This is a genomic window from Streptomyces sp. 147326 (genome assembly GCF_045000215.1).
Classification (GTDB): Bacteria; Actinomycetota; Actinomycetes; order Streptomycetales; family Streptomycetaceae; genus Streptomyces.
On the sequence record NZ_CP134201.1, the window covers coordinates 5,703,440 to 5,720,290 of the forward strand.

Sequence of the window (16,851 nt, forward strand, 5' to 3'; positions counted from 1 at the left end):
GTTCAGCCGCCCGGCCCCCGCGGCGGCTCCTCCCAGCGCAGGGCGAACCACAGCTCCATCCGGGTATCCGGGTCGTCCAGGTCCCGCCCCAGCAGCTCCGCGCAGCGGGCCAGGCGCTGGCGGACCGTGTTGCGGTGCACGCCCAGGGCGGCGGCGGTGCGGTCCCACCCGCCGTGGTGCGCCAGCCAGCCGCGCAGCGTCTCCCGCAGGACGGGGGAGAGGGGCGCGAGCAGGGCCGCGGCGTGCGCGCGGGCCTCCGCCTCGCCGACCAGGCCCGAGAAGCCGGGGGCGGCGTGCCGGGCCAGGGGGGTGCGGGCCGCTTCGGCGCGTTCCAGGGCCCGCCGGGCCTGCGCGTCGGCGGCGGGCAGCGCGTCGGGTGCGGCCGGGGCGCTCACCCCGAGGCGCCACCCGGGCCGCGCGCCCGGATCCCGCTCGGTGAGCAGGCGTACGCGATCCCCGCGCGGGTCCACCAGTGCGGTGCCCAGCGCGGCCGCCAGGGCCTGCGGGTCGCCCGCCCCGCGGGCGTGCACCACGTGCCAGGGCCCGGGGGAGAGGGCCGCGGCGGGATCGCCGTCGAGGAGCAGCCGGGTCAGGGCCGCCGCCTCCGGTCCGGCCGGGCGGTGCGCGGTGAGCAGGGTCAGCAGCACCGCCGCGACCGAGGCGATGGTGTGGTCGCCGGGGGCGCGGGCCGGCGTGGCGGTGCCGAGCGCCCGTACGGGTTCCGGTCCCGCCTCGGCCGAGGGCCGCGGCGGGGCTTCCGGCCCGGGCGGGGTGCCGGGGCCCGGGAGGCCGTCGGGTGCCGGGCCCGCCGCGGGTGCCGGGCCGCCCAGGGCGTGGGCCGTGAGGTGCCACCCGCCCGCCCGGTCGGTCGCGGTGGCGGGCCCGCACGCCCGGCCGACGCGGGCCAGCAGCGCCCGGAGGGCAGCCGCGGCCTCCGCGGGCGGCGGGCTCCCCGCGGAGCGGTCGTCCGGGCGGAGCGTGACGTGGCCGCCCAGGCTCGCCGCGAGCCGCGACAGCACCGCCGGGACGGGATCGGGCCGGGCGGCCGCCGCCGCGAGGGACTGCTGGGCCTCGGTGACCCGGCGCAGCTCCCGCGTACGGGCCCCCGCCATCAGCCGCCAGACCGTACGGGCCACCGCGCTGAAGGGGGTGCCGGGCGGGACTTCGAGGAGCGGGAGCCCGTGGCGTTCGCACGCCTCGGCCAGGCCGGCCGGCACCCGCTCGTGCACGGGCGCCACGCCGAAGCCGAGCGCCGCCACCCCGGCCTCGGCCAGGCGGGCGACGTAGCCGTCGGGATCCGCGCCGAGCCCGGCCCCGGCCGTCAGCAGCAGCTCGCCGCCCAGCAGGTACGGGGACGGGTCCGCCATCTCGGAGGCGTGCACCCCGTGCACATCGGCCTCGGCCGGGCCCGCGAGCCTGCGCAGGCCCAGCTCCCGGTCGGGCAGCAGCGCGCCGAGGGGGACCGGCGTAGTGGGCGGGGGCGGCGTGGTGGGCGGGGCCTCCATGGATACTCCGTACAGATCAGGGGCGTCGTATGGATGGTACGTACACTTCGCGCCCGGTGGGCGCCGCCTTACGCTCGAAGGACCGCACTTGTAGGACCTCCAGAAGGGCACCCCCCATGAGCACGCAGCCGCGCGGCCCCGTCGACTCCTCCCGCATCCCGCGCTACGCGGGCCCGGCGACCTTCGCCCGGCTGCCCCGCCTCGACGAGGTCGGCTCCGCCGACGTCGCCGTCGTCGGCGTGCCCTTCGACTCCGGCGTCTCCTACCGCCCCGGCGCCCGCTTCGGCGGCAACGCCATCCGCGAGGCCTCGCGCCTGCTGCGCCCGTACAACCCGGCGCAGGACGCCTCCCCCTTCGCCCTCGCGCAGGTCGCGGACGCCGGCGACATCGCCGTGAACCCCTTCAACATCAACGAGGCCGTGGAGACGGTCGAGGCCGCGGCCGACGAGCTGCTCTCCTCCGGCTCCCGCCTGATGACCCTCGGCGGCGACCACACCATCGCCCTCCCGCTGCTCCGCTCGGTCGCGAAGAAGCACGGCCCGGTGGCCCTGCTGCACTTCGACGCGCACCTGGACACCTGGGACACGTACTTCGGCGCCGAGTACACGCACGGCACGCCGTTCCGCCGGGCGGTGGAGGAGGGCATCCTCGACACCGAGGCGCTCTCGCACGTCGGCACGCGCGGCCCGCTGTACGGCAAGCAGGACCTCGACGACGACGCCAAGATGGGCTTCGGCATCGTCACCTCGGCGGACGTCTACCGCCGCGGCGCCGACGAGGTCGCCGACCAGCTGCGCCAGCGCATCGGCGACCGCCCGCTCTACATCTCGATCGACATCGACGTGCTGGACCCGGCGCACGCGCCCGGCACCGGCACCCCCGAGGCGGGCGGCATGACCTCCCGCGAGCTGCTGGAGATCATCCGCGGCCTGTCCTCCTGCAACCTGGTTTCGGCGGACGTCGTCGAGGTGGCCCCGGCGTACGATCACGCGGAGATCACCTCGGTCGCGGCCTCGCACACCGCGTACGAGCTGACCACGATCATGAGCCGTCAGATCGCTGCCGCCAGGCAGGGCCGATAAGCACAGCGCGGCGGCGAAGGCGAACACGAAGGGCGAGTAAGCGCACGTGACGCACGACCACGACCTGGTACTCCGTCCCACCGAGGCCCAGACGGCCGCCGCCCTGGCCCCGCCGCCGGGGCGGACGGGCGGGGACCTGGTCGTGGAAACGCTGCGTTCGCTCGGCGCCACCACCGTCTTCGGGCTGCCCGGGCAGCACGCCCTCGGCCTCTTCGACGCGGTGGGGCGCTCCGACCTGCGCCTCGTCGGACTCCGTACGGAGAACAACGCGGGCTTCGCCGCCGATGCCTACGGCCGCATCACGGGCGAGGCGGTCCCCCTCCTCCTCTCCACCGGCCCGGGCGCCCTCATGGCCCTGCCCGCGCTCGCGGAGGCGGCCGCGGCCTCCGCCCCGGTGCTCGCCATCTCCTCGCAGGTCCCCGTCGCGGGCCTGGGCGGAGGCCGGCGCGGTCACCTGCACGAGCTGCGCGACCAGTCGGCGTCCTTCCGGGACGTGGTGAAGTCGGTCCACACCGCCCGCACCCCGTCCCAGATCCCCTCCGTCGTCGCGGAGGCCTGGGAGTCGGCGCTGACGGCTCCGCACGGCCCGGTCTGGGTGGAGATCCCGGAGGACGTCCTGCGCGCAGAGACGTTCATTCCCCAGGTCACGGGCATGGACGCGACCCCGCACGAGCTCGCCCCCCGCCCGGAACTCACCGCCGTGGCCGCGCACTGGCTCTCCTCGGCCGAGCGCCCGGTGATCATCGCGGGCGGCGGGGTCATCCGCTCCGACGCCGCCGGCAAGCTCAAGCAGCTGGCGGAACGCCTCGACGCCCCGGTGGTCACCACCTTCGGCGGCAAGGGCGCCTTCCCGTGGACCCACCCGCTCTCCCTCCAGTCCTGGCTGGAGGACCGCCACATGACGGACTTCCTGGAGGACGCGGACGTCCTGCTGGTCGTCGGCTCGGGCCTCGGGGAACTCTCCTCGAACTACCACACGTTCTTCCCCACGGGCCGGATCGTCCAGATCGACGCGGACCTCGGCAAACTGGAATCCAACCACCCGGCCCTCGGCATCCACGCGGACGCCCGCCTGGCCCTCCAGGCCCTGCTGGAGACGGTCGCCGAGCGCGAGGACCCCGCCGCCCCCGAGCGCGTCCGCCTGGTCCTCGACGACATCGAGGCCCGCCTCGCCACCCAGGACGTCGCCCTGGAGCGCTCGCTCCTGACCTCGATCCGCTCCGCGCTCCCTCCGCGCTCCCCGTCCTTCTGGGACATGACGATCCTGTCCTACTGGGCCTGGTCCGCCTTCGACGCGAAGCACCCCAACACCATGCACTCGGCCCAGGGCGCGGGCGGCCTCGGCTACGCCTTCCCGGCCGCCCTGGGCGCCTGCGTCGCGGAACCGGGCACGCCCGTCCTGGCGGTCTCCGGCGACGGCGGCGCGATGTACTCGATCGCGGACCTGGCCACGGCCCGCCAGCACGACCTCGACGTCACCTGGCTGATCGTGGACGACGGCGGCTACGGCATCCTGCGCGAGTACATGACCCAGTCCTTCGGCAGCGCCACCGCCACGGAACTCACCCGCCCCGACTTCGCCGCCCTGGCGGCGTCCTTCGACGTCCCGGCGACCACGACCACCCCGGAATCCCTGACCGCCGACCTCAAGAAGGCCCTCGCCACCCCGGGCCCCTCGGTCGTCGTCCTCCCGGCCCGCCTCAAGATGTTCGCCCCGACGCACGTCTAGCGGGGCGTCGGCCCGTCTCCGACCTCGGCCCAGACAGCCTTGCCGATCCCGTTCTGCCGGGGGTCCCGCCCCTGCGGGGCGCGGGCGTGCCGTACGGCGTTGGTGACCAGCTCGGAGAGCAGCAGCTCTGCTGTTTCGGCGGGGGTCCGCGCCGACGTTCCACTCGGCGAACTGCATGCGCACACCGGGGCGCGGCGCGCGCCTGTGTGCGCCGGCGCAGGTTCCTGCTCGACGGGAAGCCCGTCATGGTCGCCACCTCGTACCTCGATGCCGCACTCGTGGCCGGTACTCCCGTCGCGGAGCCCGACACCGGGCCCGGCGGCATCTACGCCCGCCTGGCCGAGCTGGGGTGCAAGCCCGCCCGCTTCCGTGAAGAGCTCCGCTCCCGGATGCCGAACGCGGAGGAGGTGGCGGGCCTCGGCCTCGCCGCCGGGACCCCCGTCGTCCTTGTCGTCCGTACCGCCTTCGCCGACGACGGGCAGGTGGTCGAGGTCAACGAGATGGTCCTCGACGCCTCGGCTTACGTCCTCGAGTACGACTTCGAAGCCTCGTAGCCGCGCCCCGGCCATCTGCCGGTCCCTGCGGACGCGTTCCTTCAGGTGATGACGCTGTGTCATCGAGCCGGGTGGGCCGCGGGTGTGGGACGTTGGGCGGCGGGCCGGAATGGGAGCGGAGGTGGTGGTGCCGTGATGAGCGCAGTCGTCCGCGGTCTTGCCGTGGCAGTGGTGTCCGGGGTGCTGGCCGCGAGCGCGGGGTGCCAGAGCACAGGGTCGGCCGACGGGGCCGAAACGCCGCTCCCGATCCCGACGACAGCAATCCAGGAGAGCACCCCGGCCGCCTCGTCCTCGGTGTTCCTGGGGCAGGGGGCCGACGTCTCCACCTCGCAGGTCAGCGTGCCGACCGCGAAGGTCGGCGAGCCGGCCGGCGGGGACGTCGCGGTGGTCAACCCGGGCGGCGACCCCGTCACCGTCCAGAACATCGCCGCCACCACCGACACCGGCGAGGTTTCGATCGTCGAGGACGCCTGCACGGGCGTCGAACTGCCGCCGGGCGGCAGCTGCCGGATCCGGGTGCAGCACATCGCGACCGAGGCCGGACCCTACACCGGCGAGCTGACCGCGACGACGTCCGACGGCAACGTGCTGACCGCTGCCATCTCCGGTGAGGCCATGGGCGAGGCCACCCCCAGCGACGAGGACACCACGGGCACGGAGACACCGTCGCCGTCCCTCTCCCTCTCGCCCTCCCCCTCCCTCTCGCCCTCGCCGTCGTCGTCTCCGTCGCCGACCCCCGAGGCCTACACTTCCGAGCCGTCCCTCACGGACTGATCTCGATCCTGACGGAGTCGTCGTCGGGCAGGACCACCAGCGTGCGCTCCCGCTGCCCCGGCAGGTAGGAGACGAGGTAGAAGCGGGCCGGCGTCTTCGCGAGGACGCGGAAGCCGCGGTACTGGTAGCGGTAGGGGCCCTTGCCGCTGCCCAGGTCGTCGAAGACGATGCCCGGCGCGTGGTGGGTCACGGGCACCCGGGAGTAGACGACCAGCCTCGGGCTGGAGACGTAGCCTTCCGCGGCGTCGCTCACGGCCTCGCTGTGGCCGGCCATGGCCACGTACCGTGCCATGCCGAAGAACAGGCTCATCGTGAGCACCCCGAGGAGCAGGGCGCCGGCAGCCAGCCACAGCCGGTCGGCCGTACGGCTCTCCCCGTGCTGCCCCTCCTGGCCGTCGGGGTCCCCGGCGCTCAGGCGCAACTGGACGGCGAAGAACGCCAGCGTGGCACCCAGGGCCACTGCCAGGCAGGGCACGAACTCGCGCGGCCAGCCCCGGGGGAGCCGCGGCAGCCGGTCCTCCCAGAAGAAGACCGGGAAGCCCGCCAGCACCAGGAACAGTCCGGCCGCGAGCAGCCAGCGGGTCACCTTCGCGCGCCGGACCTTCTGCCGCGGCCCGGCCAGCAGCCGTCCCGCCCACCCCAGTGCCAGCAGCACGGCCAGCCCGCAGAACAGCAGGAACCAGAGCGGGAAGAAGATCGCGCCCGGGCTCCTGACCAGGTAGGCCTGGACGGAGAGCTGGAGGTCGGCCGCCGGCACGCCGAAGGTGGCGTAGTACGCCTCGGTGTAGGTGCTGCCGAAGTAGTAGAGGAGGCCGAGGACGATGGTCCCCGGGGCCGCGATGTACGCCACCTTCTCCAGGAACGCCTTCGACGGGCTCGCCGCCCGCGTGCCGGGCGCCTGCGTACCGCCCGCTTGTGTACCGGCCGTCTGCGTACCCGCCCCCTGCGGTCCGGCCGCCTGCGGTACCGGCGGCGGCTGCTCCTGCGGCTCCGACATGCGCCCAGTCTGTCCGCCGGTCCCCGGACCCGCACCCGGGGCGGCGCCGCACGGCTGACCCCCGGGCGGAACCGGCGATCGAACCCGCCCGGCCCCCGTCCGGGCGCTCCCCGCGTGCGCCGGAGCCGCCCGGCGTACACGTTCGAATTGTTGCGGCGGGATGAAATCCGCCGGTCGGGGCGTTGCCGCTTCCGGCAGGACATGACTAACGGGGAGGCACCACGTGACGGCGGCTGGGGAGAAACAGGGCTGGGGCAAGCGGCTGGCGGCCTACACCTGGCGGTACAGGCTGAACGTGCTGCTCGCACTCGGCTCCTCGCTGGCCGGCATGGCCGTCATGGCGCTCGTACCGCTGGTCACCAGGGTGATCATCGACGACGTCATCGGGGACCAGACCAAGTCCATGGGGCCCTGGGCCGGGCTGCTCATAGCGGCCGCCCTGCTCGTCTACGTGCTCACCTACGTACGCCGGTACTACGGCGGGCGGCTCGCCCTCGACGTGCAGCACGACCTGCGCACCGACATGTACGACACCATCGCCCGCCTCGACGGGCGCCGCCAGGACGAGCTGTCCACCGGGCAGGTCGTCGGGCGGGCCACCACCGACCTCCAGCTGATCCAGGGCCTGCTCTTCATGCTGCCCATGACCATCGGGAACTTCCTGCTCTTCGGGATATCCCTCGGGGTCATGCTGTGGCTGTCCCCGCTGCTGACCGTCGTGGCGCTGCTGATGGCCCCCGCCCTCTGGTTCATCGCCAAGCGCAGCCGCAAGAAGCTCTTCCCCGCCACCTGGTGGGCCCAGGGCCAGGCCGCCGCCGTCGCCACCGTCGTCGACGGGGCCGTGACCGGCGTCCGCGTCGTCAAGGGCTTCGGCCAGGAGGAGCAGGAGACCGGCAAGCTGCGCGCGGCGAGCCGCAGGCTGTTCGCCGGCCGGATGCGCACCATCCGGCTCAACTCCCGCTACACCCCAGCGCTCCAGGCCGTACCCGCCCTCGCCCAGGTCGCCATGCTGGCCCTCGGCGGCTGGATGGCCACCAAGGGGCAGGTCACCCTCGGCACCTTCGTCGCCTTCTCCACCTACCTGGCCCAGCTCGTCGGCCCGGTCCGGATGCTCGCCATGGTCCTCACCGTCGGCCAGCAGGCCCGCGCCGGCGTCGAGCGGGTCTTCGAGCTCATCGACACCGAGCCCTCCATCCAGGAGGGCACCCACGAGCTGCCCGCCGACGCGCCCGCCACCGTCGAGTTCGACGACGTCCGCTTCGGCTACGACACCGAGCGGCCCGTCCTCGACGGCTTCTCGCTCGCCGTCGCGGAGGGCGAGACCGTCGCCGTCGTCGGGGCCTCGGGCAGCGGCAAGTCCACCGTCTCGCTGCTGCTGCCGCGCTTCTACGACACCGACGGCGGCACGGTCCGCGTCGGCGGCCACGACGTCCGCGAGCTGACCTACGGCTCCCTGCGCGCCGCGATCGGGCTCGTCCCGGAGGACTCCTTCCTCTTCTCCGACACCATCCGCTCCAACATCGCCTACGGGCACCCCGGCGCCACCGACGAGCAGATCGAGGCCGCCGCCCGCGCCGCCCAGGCCGAGGGCTTCATCCGGGCGCTGCCCGCCGGGTACGACACCACGGTCGGCGAGCAGGGGCTCACCCTCTCCGGCGGCCAGCGCCAGCGCATCGCCCTCGCCCGGGCCATCCTCACCGACCCGCGGCTGCTCCTCCTCGACGACGCCACCTCCGCCGTCGACGCCCGCGTCGAGCACGAGATCCACGAGGCCCTGCGCTCCGTCATGGCCGGCCGGACCACCCTGCTGATCGCCCACCGCCGCTCCACGCTCGCGCTGGCCGACCGGATCGCCGTACTCGACCGCGGGCGGCTCGCCGACATCGGGACGCACGAGGAGCTGGAGAGCCGGTCGGCGCTCTACCGCCGGCTGCTCACCGACCCCGACGCGCTCGGCGCCGGCTCGCCGCGGACCCCGGACGCGCCCCTGATGACCGAGTTCGAGCGCGAGCTCGACCGCAAGCTCGAACGGGACATCGAGCTCGAAGCCGAGATCGACTCCGAGCCGGTCAACGCCAAGCGCCGGGTCGCGGCCGGGATCACCCCCGAGCTCTGGCGGCGCCGGGACGAGCAGACCGGCCAGGCCCCCGCGGCCGCGAGCGCCGCCCCCGGAGCCGGTCACTCGATGGCCGGGGCCGTCGCCGGCATGCCGGCGACGCCCGAACTCCTGGCGCAGGTGGCCGCGCTGCCGCCCGCCACCGACGAACCCGAGGTGGACGAGACCCGCGCCGTGGCCGCCGAGGAGAGCTACGGCCTGCGCCGCCTGCTCGGGGGCTTCTGGGCGCCCCTCGCCATCAGCCTCGGCCTCGTCGCCGTGGACGCCGGCGCCGGACTGCTGCTGCCCATCCTGATCCGGCACGGCATCGACCAGGGCGTGGAGCAGGCCGTGCTCGGCGCCGTCTGGGTGGCCGCCGGGCTCGCCCTCGCCCTCGTCGTGGCGCAGTGGGCCGCGCAGTTCGCCGAGACCCGCATGACGGGCCGGACCGGCGAGCGCGTCCTGTACTCCCTCCGCGTCAAGATCTTCGCCCAGCTCCAGCGCCTCGGCCTCGACTACTACGAGCGCGAGCTGACCGGCAAGATCATGACCCGGATGACCACCGACGTGGACTCGCTCAGCTCGTTCCTGCAGACCGGGCTCGTCACCGCCGTCGTCTCCGTCTTCACCTTCTTCGGCATCCTGGTCGCCCTGCTCGTCCTCGACGTCGAGCTCGCGCTGATCGTCTTCGCGACCCTCCCCGTCCTCGTCGTCGGCACCATCGTGTTCCGCCGCAAGTCCGTCGCCGCCTACGAGCTCGCCCGCGACCGGGTCAGCCTGGTCAACGCCGACCTCCAGGAGTCCGTCTCGGGCCTGCGCATCGTCCAGGCCTTCCGCCGCGAGGGCTCCGGCGCCACCCGCTTCGCCGAGCGCAGCGACTCGTACCGCGAGGCGCGCGTCCGCGGCCAGTGGCTGATATCCGTCTACTTCCCCTTCGTCCAGCTGCTGTCCTCGGGCGCCGCGGCCGCCGTGCTGATCGTCGGCGCGAACCGGGTGGAGGCCGGGACGCTCACCACCGGCGCGCTCGTCGCGTACCTGCTCTACATCGATCTCTTCTTCGCGCCCGTCCAGCAGCTCTCCCAGGTCTTCGACGGCTACCAGCAGGCCACCGTCTCCCTGGGGCGCATCCAGGGGCTGCTGCGCGAGCCCACCACCACCCCGCTCCCCGAAGAGCCCCGGCAGGTGCCGGCGCTGCGCGGGGAGATCGCCTTCGAGGACGTCCGCTTCCAGTACGGGACGGCGGAGGAGCGCGGCGAGAAGGGCGAGGCGCTGGCCGGCATCAGCCTGCGGATACCGGCCGGGCAGACCGTCGCCTTCGTCGGCGAGACCGGAGCCGGCAAGTCCACGCTGGTCAAGATGGTGGCCCGGTTCTACGATCCGACCTCCGGCCGGATCACCGCCGACGGCGCCGACCTGCGGGAGCTCGACCTGACGGCGTACCGGCACCGCCTGGGCGTCGTCCCCCAGGAGTCCTACCTCTTCCCGGGGACCGTCCGCGACGCCATCGCGTACGGGCGGCCCGAGGCGAGCGACGCCGAGGTGGAGGCCGCCGCCCGCGCGGTCGGCGCCCACGACATGGTGGCCACCCTCGACGGCGGCTACCTGCACACCGTCGCCGAGCGCGGCCGCAACCTCTCCGCCGGCCAGCGCCAGTTGATAGCGCTGGCCCGGGCCGAACTCGTCGACCCGGACGTGCTGCTGCTCGACGAGGCCACGGCCGCCCTCGACCTGGCCACCGAGGCCCAGGTCAACCAGGCGACGGACCGGCTCGCCGGCAAGCGCACCACCCTGGTGGTGGCGCACCGGCTGACCACCGCCGCGCGCGCCGACCGGGTCGTGGTCATGGACCGCGGCCAGGTGGTGGAGGACGGCACCCACACCGAACTCCTGGCGCGCGGCGGCCGGTACGCCAAGCTGTGGCGCACCTTCGTCGGGGAGGACGAGCGCGCCGCGGCCTGAGCGGCCGCCAGGACGTCAGAGTTCGCCGAAGAGCAGGTTCCCCGGGGCGTCCTCGTCGGTGCCGGTGTAGTACTCGCGTACCGCGCGGAGGAGTTCGTCCACCGTCAGGGTGCCGTCCCCGTCCGCGTCGATCCGCTGGAACAGCGCCTCGGCGTCGGCGGGGCTCAGCTTCGTGTCGAAGGCCCCCTGGGCCTTGTGGAACTCCTCCGGGCTGATGCGTCCGTCGCCGTCGGTGTCGACGATCGTGAGGATCGCCTGCACCATCGGCCGGAACGACCGGTCGTACGCGGGCCCGCCCTGCGCGTACAGGCGCGTCATGCCCAGCTTGTACTCCTCGGGGGTGACCTTGCCGTCCCGGTCCATGTCCAGCTCGGTGAAGAGGTCCTGCCAGAAGTCGACCAGCCCGCCCATCACCAGGGTGGCCTTGGGCGAAGTGGCCGGCTCGTCCAGGGCCGACAGCAGCCGGGATCCGAGCGCGATGATGTCGGCCGAGTCGATCACCCCGCTCCGGTCGGCGTCCAGGTGCGTGAAGGCGCGGTCCAGCTTGCGGTCGAGCAGGTCGTTCGTCATTTCAAGTGCCTTTCACGGCTACGGTGAGCGTGCTCTCGATCACCTAGCGTAATGTCCGCCTTGATCGCGAACTCCCGTTCTCCCGCTAGGAAGTTGTGAATGCACTCTTACGAGGTATGGGTGGCCGGCGCGGAAGAGCCCGGTACCCGTTGGGTCTATTGCCCTCGGGTGGGTCAACTCCTGCGCGAGCCGTTCGAGGTGCTCGCCCTCAAGGCCCGCCTGGAACGTGGTGAGGACCTCCCGTACGACGACCGCCTGCTCGCCGGCCGCGTCGCCATGTCCACCCCCGAACAGGGCCTGCGAGCTCTGGCTGCCGCCCGCACCGCCCAGCCCGCCTGGGCGAGGGTCCCGCTCGACGACCGGCTGGAGCTGCTGCACGGGGTCTACCGGGCCATCGCCGAGCGGTACGACGAGCTGACCGGCCTGCTGGTCGCAGAGGGGCACCCCGTGCGGCTGGCCGCCTGGGAACTGGCCTCCACGGCCTGCGGGTTGCACCCGGACTCCGTCGCCGAGTACGCCGCCCAGCTCAGGCAGCCGGAGCGGACCGAGGCGGGCCGGCGAATCCGCATGGTGCGCAAGCCCGACGGGGTGGTGTGCCTGAGCCCGCCACGCAACGCGCCGACCTCCAATTCCTTCTACGGGGTGGTGGCGCTGGCCGCGGGCAACGCCCTGATCGTCAACGCGCCGCCGACCGCCCCGCTCGGCGTCAGCTTCGTGTACCGGGAGATCGTGGCCCCCCTCCTGGAGCGCCTCGGCGCCCCGCCCGGCACCCTGAACGTCCTGTCGACGCACGCCCGCGCCGTGATGCGGCAGTGGCTGGACAGCCCCGACTGCGACGACGTGGTCTTCTTCGGGGGCTCGGAGCAGGGGCTCAAGCTGGAGCGGGAGTGCGTCATCGCGGGCAAGAAGCCCGTACTCGAACTCTCCGGGAACGACGGCGTGCTGGTGTGGGCCGACGCCGAGGCCGACCTCGCCGCGCGGGCCCTGTGCGAGCGGTACTACGGCTCCGGCCAGATCTGCATGACCCCGAAGTTCGCGATCGTCCACCCGGAGGCGGCGGACCGGCTGCTGAAGGAGCTCGTGGAGCGGGTGCGGGACATCCGGCCGGGGCCGCCCGAGGATCCGGACACCGTGCTGAGCCCGGTGGTCAAGCGGGCCGAGTTCGCCGAGTACCTCGACGAAGTTCTGGCGGCCGGCGGTGAACTGCTGTGCGGCGGCGAGTTCGTGGACGTGGACGATGTGCCGGCGGCCGCGGGGCCGTTCATCCGCCCGGCCGTCGTCCGCGTGGACGGGCTGGCCGCGGCCGCCCGGCTGCGCGCCTTCCGCGAGGAGACCTTCTTCCCGCTGCTGTGCGTGGTCGTTCCCGAGGCCCCGGCAGGGCTCGACGAGGCGATCGGCTTCCTCAACGCCAACCGCTACGGGCTGCGCAACTCCCTGTGGACGCAGGACGAGGCGGTCGTCGAGCGCTTCTGCGGGGAGGTGGTCAACGGCGGCATGCTGAAGGTCAACGACTCGCACATCGGCTGCCTGCCGGTACTCCCGTACAACGGCGGCACGGGCGCGACGGGCGGCGTCTTCGGCGAGGCCAACCAGCCCGCCGTGCGCACCACACACCTCCAGTCGATCGCCGTCGCCACCGCGCTGCGGCCCCGGGAAGCGGTCTTCGACCACGCGGCGGCCGCCGTGTGAGTCCTTGCTCACCGCAACCTTCCGCGGGGTGCAGACGTCGTACGTGTGTACGTGTGCCGTGCGTACGACCGATCGGGGGGCAGGTTGTTGCAGGGGTGGAGGGGACGGGCCCGCGGGGTCGCGTCCCCGGGGGTCTTCGCGACGGCGCTGTGGCTCTGCGCCGGCGGACTGTTCACGGCACCGCCCGCGCAGGCGGCGGCCGACGGCTGCGGGGGCCGGCTGGCGAGGACGGTGTCCTTCGACACGGGCGAGGTGCGCGTCTACAAGAGCCGCAACCAGGCCTGCGCGGTGACCGTGGCCCGCGTTCCCGGCGAGCGGCGGCAGATGGCGGTGAGCATCCAGCCGCGCGGTGGGGCCCCCGTCCGGGAAGCCGGGCGATTCACCCGTCACGCCGGGCCCGTCACCGTCGGCGCGATCACCCGCTGCGTGTACGTAAGGGGCAGCGTGGGTGCCGGATCGGCCACCTCCGGCTGGATCCTGTGCTGAGGTAGCGGCCCAACTAGGTCTGTTCAGCAGAGTGTTGCCCCGGCTAGGTTCACGGCGACCGAAGTGAACTCAAGGGGAGGGTGAATGCGCAAGACGCTCGGATGGCTCCTGTCGCTCGTGGTGCTCATCGGCACGATGGGCGCGGCCGGCTCCACGGCGCAAGCGGCCACAGCCGCACAGCCGTCGGCCGCCACGGACATCAAGGACCAGATCCTCGGCATTCCCGGGATGAGCCTGATCGAGGAGAAGCCGTACCCCGGCTACCGCTTCTTCGTACTGAACTACGAGCAGCCGGTGGACCACCGGCAGCCGTGGAAGGGGACCTTCAAGCAGCGCCTGACCCTTCTGCACAAGGACGTCTCGCGGCCGTCGGTGTTCTTCACCTCCGGCTACAACGTCAGCACCAGCCCGCGCCGCAGCGAGCCGACGACGATAGTCGACGGCAACCAGGTGTCTCTGGAGTATCGATTCTTCACACCCTCCCGGCCCGACCCGGCCAACTGGGGGAACCTGGACATCTGGCAGGCCGCCAGTGACCAGCACCGCGTCTTCACCGCCCTGAAGAAGATCTACAAGAAGAACTGGCTGGCCACGGGCGGCAGCAAGGGCGGGATGACGGCGACCTACTACGAGCGCTTCTACCCGCGCGACATGGACGGAGTCGTCGCGTACGTCGCGCCGAACGACGTCGTCAACAAGGAGGACTCGGCCTACGACCGCTTCTTCGCCAAGGTCGGCACCAAGGAGTGCCGCGACAAGCTGAACGCGGTGCAGCGCGAAGCGCTCGTGCGCCGCGAGCCCCTGGAGGCCAAGTACGCCGTGGCCGCGGCCGAGAACGGCTGGACCTTCACCACCGTCGGCAACCTCGACAAGGCCTACGAGGCCGTCGTCCTCGACTACGTGTGGGCCTTCTGGCAGTACAGCCTGCTCGCCGACTGCGCCTCCATCCCGACCGCGGCCACCGCCACCGACCAGGAGATCTGGGACACGATCGACGCGATCTCCGGCTTCTCCGCCTACGCCGACCAGGGCCTGGAGACGTACGCGCCGTACTACTACCAGGCGGGTACGCAGCTCGGCTCCCCGGACATCAAGCAGCCGCACCTGGGCAACCTGAGCCGCTACGGCTACCAGCCGCCGCGCAACTTCGTGCCCCGGGACATCCCCATGACCTTCCAGCAGGGGGTCATGGCGGACGTGGACAAGTGGGTGCGCAACAACGCCGACCAGATGCTCTTCGTGTACGGCCAGAACGACCCGTGGGGCGCCGAGCCGTTCCACCTCGGGTACGGCGTGCGCGACAGCTACGTCATGATCGCGCCGGGCGCCAACCACGGGGCCAACGTCGCGAAGCTCCAGGACGGCGAGAAGACCCTCGCGACCGCGAAGATCCTGCAGTGGGCCGGGGTGGCTCCGGCCGCCACGATCGCCGACGAGTCGAAGGCGGCGCCGCTGGCGGCCGCCGACGCGCAGCTCGACCAGCAGGACCTGGAGCGCGAGCCGCAGCTGCGGCCGTGACCGGGCCGGGACCCCGGGGTCCCGGACCACGGGCCGCGGGCTGACGCCGGAACTAGCGCGTCAGCCCGTGGCCCAGCGGGTAGCGGCCCGGCACCGGGACCGGGAGCCGGCCGGCGGGCCGGACCGCCCCGGTGAGCACCCGGGCCGCCGCCCGCATCTCCACGTCCGTCCAGGAGTACGTCGCCAGCTCGGCCGCGCAGGCCGGCAGCCGGGCCGGGTCGTACGGATTGCGGACCGCCAGCAGGATCACCGGGACGCCGGACGCGATCAGGTCCGTCACCAGCCGGCGTTGCGGATTGTCCTCTTCCGGCACGTTGTACGTGCACACCAGCACCGCCGCGTGACCGGCCGCAGCGGCCACCGCACGGGCAGGCGGCACCGCCGTGGCCCGGCAGCCCAGGGCGGTCAGCTCGCGCGCCAGTACGGCCGTGGGGGGACCCGTGGTACCCGTCGGGGAGGCCGGGTCCGTCCCCGTGACCAGCAGCCGGGGCCCGGACGTCGCATCGATCGGCACCAGCCCGCGGGGATTGGCCAGCAGGGTCGTCGTGCCCGCCGCGATCTCGTCGGCGGCGTCCCGGTGCCTGCGGATGCCGACGGTGGCGTCCACCGCCCCGGTCTTCGTGTAGGCCTCGTCGAACAGCCCCCGGCGGGACTTCAGTTCCAGGATCCGCAGCACCGACTCGTCGATCCGGGCCTCCGTCAGCTCGCCCGCCTCGACGGCCGCCAGCACACTGCGGTACGCGAGCCCCAGGTCCGGCGGGTTCAGCAGCTGGTCGCAGCCCGCCAGCAGGGCCAGTACGGGCACCCGGTCGTCCCCGTACTTCTGGCGGACCCCGGCCATGTCGAGGGCGTCGGTGACCACCACCCCCTGGAAGCCCAGGCGTTCGCGCAGGATGCCCGTGACGATCGGGCGGGAGAGGGTCGCCGGGTCTCCCGAGGGGTCGAGCGCGGGGAAGACGATGTGCGCCGTCATGACCGCGTCCACGCCCGCCTTCACCGCGGCCCGGAACGGCGGCTCGTCCAGCTCCTCCCAGACGGCGCGGGTGTGCCGCATCACCGGCAGGCCGGCGTGGCTGTCGGTCTCGGTGTCCCCGTGGCCCGGGAAGTGCTTCGCGGTGGCGGCCACCCCGGCGCCCTGGTAGCCGCGCACCTGGGCGGCCACCAGGGCCGCCACGGCGTGCGGGTCGGAGCCGAAGGACCGTACGCCGATCACCGGATTGGCCGGGTTGACGTTGACGTCGGCCACCGGCGCGTAGTCCTGGCGGATGCCCAGGGCGGCCAGCTCGGCGCCCGCGACGCGCGCGGCCCGCAGGGCGTCGGCGGTGGAGCCGCCCGCGCCCAGCGCCATCGCCCCCGGGAGGAGCGTCGCGGGGGCGCCGATCCGGGCGACGGCGCCGTGCTCCTGGTCGGTGGAGAGCAGCAGCGGGATCCGGGCGCCGGAGGTGAGCGCGGCCTGCTGGAGGCCGACCGAGAGCGCGGCGATCTGGTGCGGGGTGCGGGTGTTGTGGGCCCAGGAGAAGTAGACGATCCCGCCGAGGTGGTAGCGGGAGACCAGCTCGGCGGCGGTGCGCACCCCGAACAGCGTCTGGTTCTGTTCGGCGTCCGCCGGGTCGGGGTCGGTCGCCGAGTGGCCGAACGCCCGCGAGACGAAGAGCTGCCCGACCTTCTCGTCGAGGCCCATCCGGCCCATGAAGCGGGTCAGGCGGGCCCGGTCGGGGCGGTGGCCCGGCGGCCCCTCGGGGGACCGCGGGTCGTCGGGGGTGTTGCTCGTGCCGAGCGCGGCGGAGGCGGCCCCCGCGGCGGTGACGGCGACCATGGCGGCTGCGGTGAGCAGGGTCCGGCGGGAGGCGTGGGGCGGCACGGGCCGGACCCTACCGGTTGCCCTCCGGGCGG

General features: G+C 73.6%; 12 protein-coding genes. 8 read left to right on the top strand and 4 right to left on the bottom strand.

Annotated features, from left to right (window positions below):
- Positions 1–2 precede the first annotated feature (2 nt).
- A complete protein-coding gene (locus RIU97_RS26145) occupies positions 3–1,505 on the bottom strand; it encodes a PucR family transcriptional regulator (RefSeq protein ID WP_404960035.1) in 1,503 nt (500 codons plus the stop codon).
- A 116-nt stretch (positions 1,506–1,621) separates the two neighbouring features.
- Here RIU97_RS26145 and speB point away from each other — a divergent pair, with 116 nt between their 5' ends.
- The 4 genes from speB (at position 1,622) to RIU97_RS26165 (ending at position 5,644) form a co-directional block, all read left to right on the top strand.
- On the top strand, positions 1,622–2,587 hold the full coding sequence (gene speB, locus RIU97_RS26150; protein ID WP_215020202.1) for an agmatinase: 966 nt from the start codon (positions 1,622–1,624) through the stop codon (positions 2,585–2,587).
- Positions 2,588–2,633: 46 nt separating this feature from the next.
- Positions 2,634–4,316 carry a thiamine pyrophosphate-binding protein gene (locus RIU97_RS26155; RefSeq protein ID WP_404960036.1) on the top strand — a complete coding sequence of 561 codons (1,683 nt, stop codon included), beginning with the start codon at positions 2,634–2,636 and terminating at the stop codon, positions 4,314–4,316.
- A gap of 206 nt (positions 4,317–4,522) precedes the next feature.
- A complete protein-coding gene (locus RIU97_RS26160) occupies positions 4,523–4,870 on the top strand; it encodes a UTRA domain-containing protein (RefSeq protein ID WP_404960037.1) in 348 nt (115 codons plus the stop codon).
- Between the two features lie 135 nt (positions 4,871–5,005).
- A complete protein-coding gene (locus RIU97_RS26165) occupies positions 5,006–5,644 on the top strand; it encodes a hypothetical protein (RefSeq protein ID WP_404960038.1) in 639 nt (212 codons plus the stop codon).
- On the opposite strand, the gene RIU97_RS26170 is transcribed toward RIU97_RS26165, so the two are convergent.
- A complete protein-coding gene (locus RIU97_RS26170; protein ID WP_404960039.1) occupies positions 5,634–6,641 on the bottom strand; it encodes a hypothetical protein in 1,008 nt (335 codons plus the stop codon). The two genes, RIU97_RS26165 and RIU97_RS26170, sit on opposite strands and share 11 nt — an antisense overlap.
- Positions 6,642–6,864: 223 nt before the next feature.
- Here RIU97_RS26170 and RIU97_RS26175 point away from each other — a divergent pair, with 223 nt between their 5' ends.
- Positions 6,865–10,695 carry an ABC transporter ATP-binding protein gene (locus RIU97_RS26175; protein WP_404960040.1) on the top strand — a complete coding sequence of 1,277 codons (3,831 nt, stop codon included), beginning with the start codon at positions 6,865–6,867 and terminating at the stop codon, positions 10,693–10,695.
- A 15-nt stretch (positions 10,696–10,710) separates the two neighbouring features.
- Here RIU97_RS26175 and RIU97_RS26180 read toward each other — a convergent pair whose 3' ends face one another.
- Entirely contained in the window at positions 10,711–11,265 is a 555-nt protein-coding gene (locus RIU97_RS26180) for an EF-hand domain-containing protein (protein WP_404960041.1), read from the bottom strand.
- 168 nt (positions 11,266–11,433) lie between these two features.
- On the opposite strand from RIU97_RS26180, the gene RIU97_RS26185 reads away from it, so the two are divergent.
- The 3 genes from RIU97_RS26185 (at position 11,434) to RIU97_RS26195 (ending at position 14,958) form a co-directional block, all read left to right on the top strand.
- Complete coding sequence (locus RIU97_RS26185) at positions 11,434–12,954, top strand: aldehyde dehydrogenase family protein (RefSeq protein WP_404960042.1); 1,521 nt, start codon at positions 11,434–11,436, stop codon at positions 12,952–12,954.
- A gap of 87 nt (positions 12,955–13,041) precedes the next feature.
- Positions 13,042–13,440, top strand: coding sequence for a hypothetical protein (locus RIU97_RS26190; protein ID WP_404960043.1), 399 nt, complete (start codon positions 13,042–13,044; stop codon positions 13,438–13,440).
- A gap of 84 nt (positions 13,441–13,524) precedes the next feature.
- Positions 13,525–14,958, top strand: coding sequence for a S28 family serine protease (locus RIU97_RS26195; RefSeq protein WP_404960044.1), 1,434 nt, complete (start codon positions 13,525–13,527; stop codon positions 14,956–14,958).
- A gap of 52 nt (positions 14,959–15,010) precedes the next feature.
- Here RIU97_RS26195 and RIU97_RS26200 read toward each other — a convergent pair whose 3' ends face one another.
- Positions 15,011–16,819, bottom strand: a complete 1,809-nt coding sequence (locus RIU97_RS26200) for a glycoside hydrolase family 3 N-terminal domain-containing protein (protein ID WP_404960045.1) — start codon at positions 16,817–16,819, stop codon at positions 15,011–15,013.
- Positions 16,820–16,851: the final 32 nt, after the last annotated feature.

Bases quoted from the DNA above. Each gene is read 5' to 3' on its own strand.
- RIU97_RS26145 (WP_404960035.1), bottom strand. From the start codon at position 1,505: ATGGAGGCCCCGCCCACCACGCCGCCCCCGCCCACTACGCCGGTCCCC.
- RIU97_RS26195 (WP_404960044.1), top strand. From the start codon at position 13,525: ATGCGCAAGACGCTCGGATGGCTCCTGTCGCTCGTGGTGCTCATCGGC.
- RIU97_RS26180 (WP_404960041.1), bottom strand. From the start codon at position 11,265: ATGACGAACGACCTGCTCGACCGCAAGCTGGACCGCGCCTTCACGCAC.
- RIU97_RS26170 (WP_404960039.1), bottom strand. From the start codon at position 6,641: ATGTCGGAGCCGCAGGAGCAGCCGCCGCCGGTACCGCAGGCGGCCGGA.
- speB (WP_215020202.1), top strand. From the start codon at position 1,622: ATGAGCACGCAGCCGCGCGGCCCCGTCGACTCCTCCCGCATCCCGCGC.
- RIU97_RS26165 (WP_404960038.1), top strand. From the start codon at position 5,006: ATGAGCGCAGTCGTCCGCGGTCTTGCCGTGGCAGTGGTGTCCGGGGTG.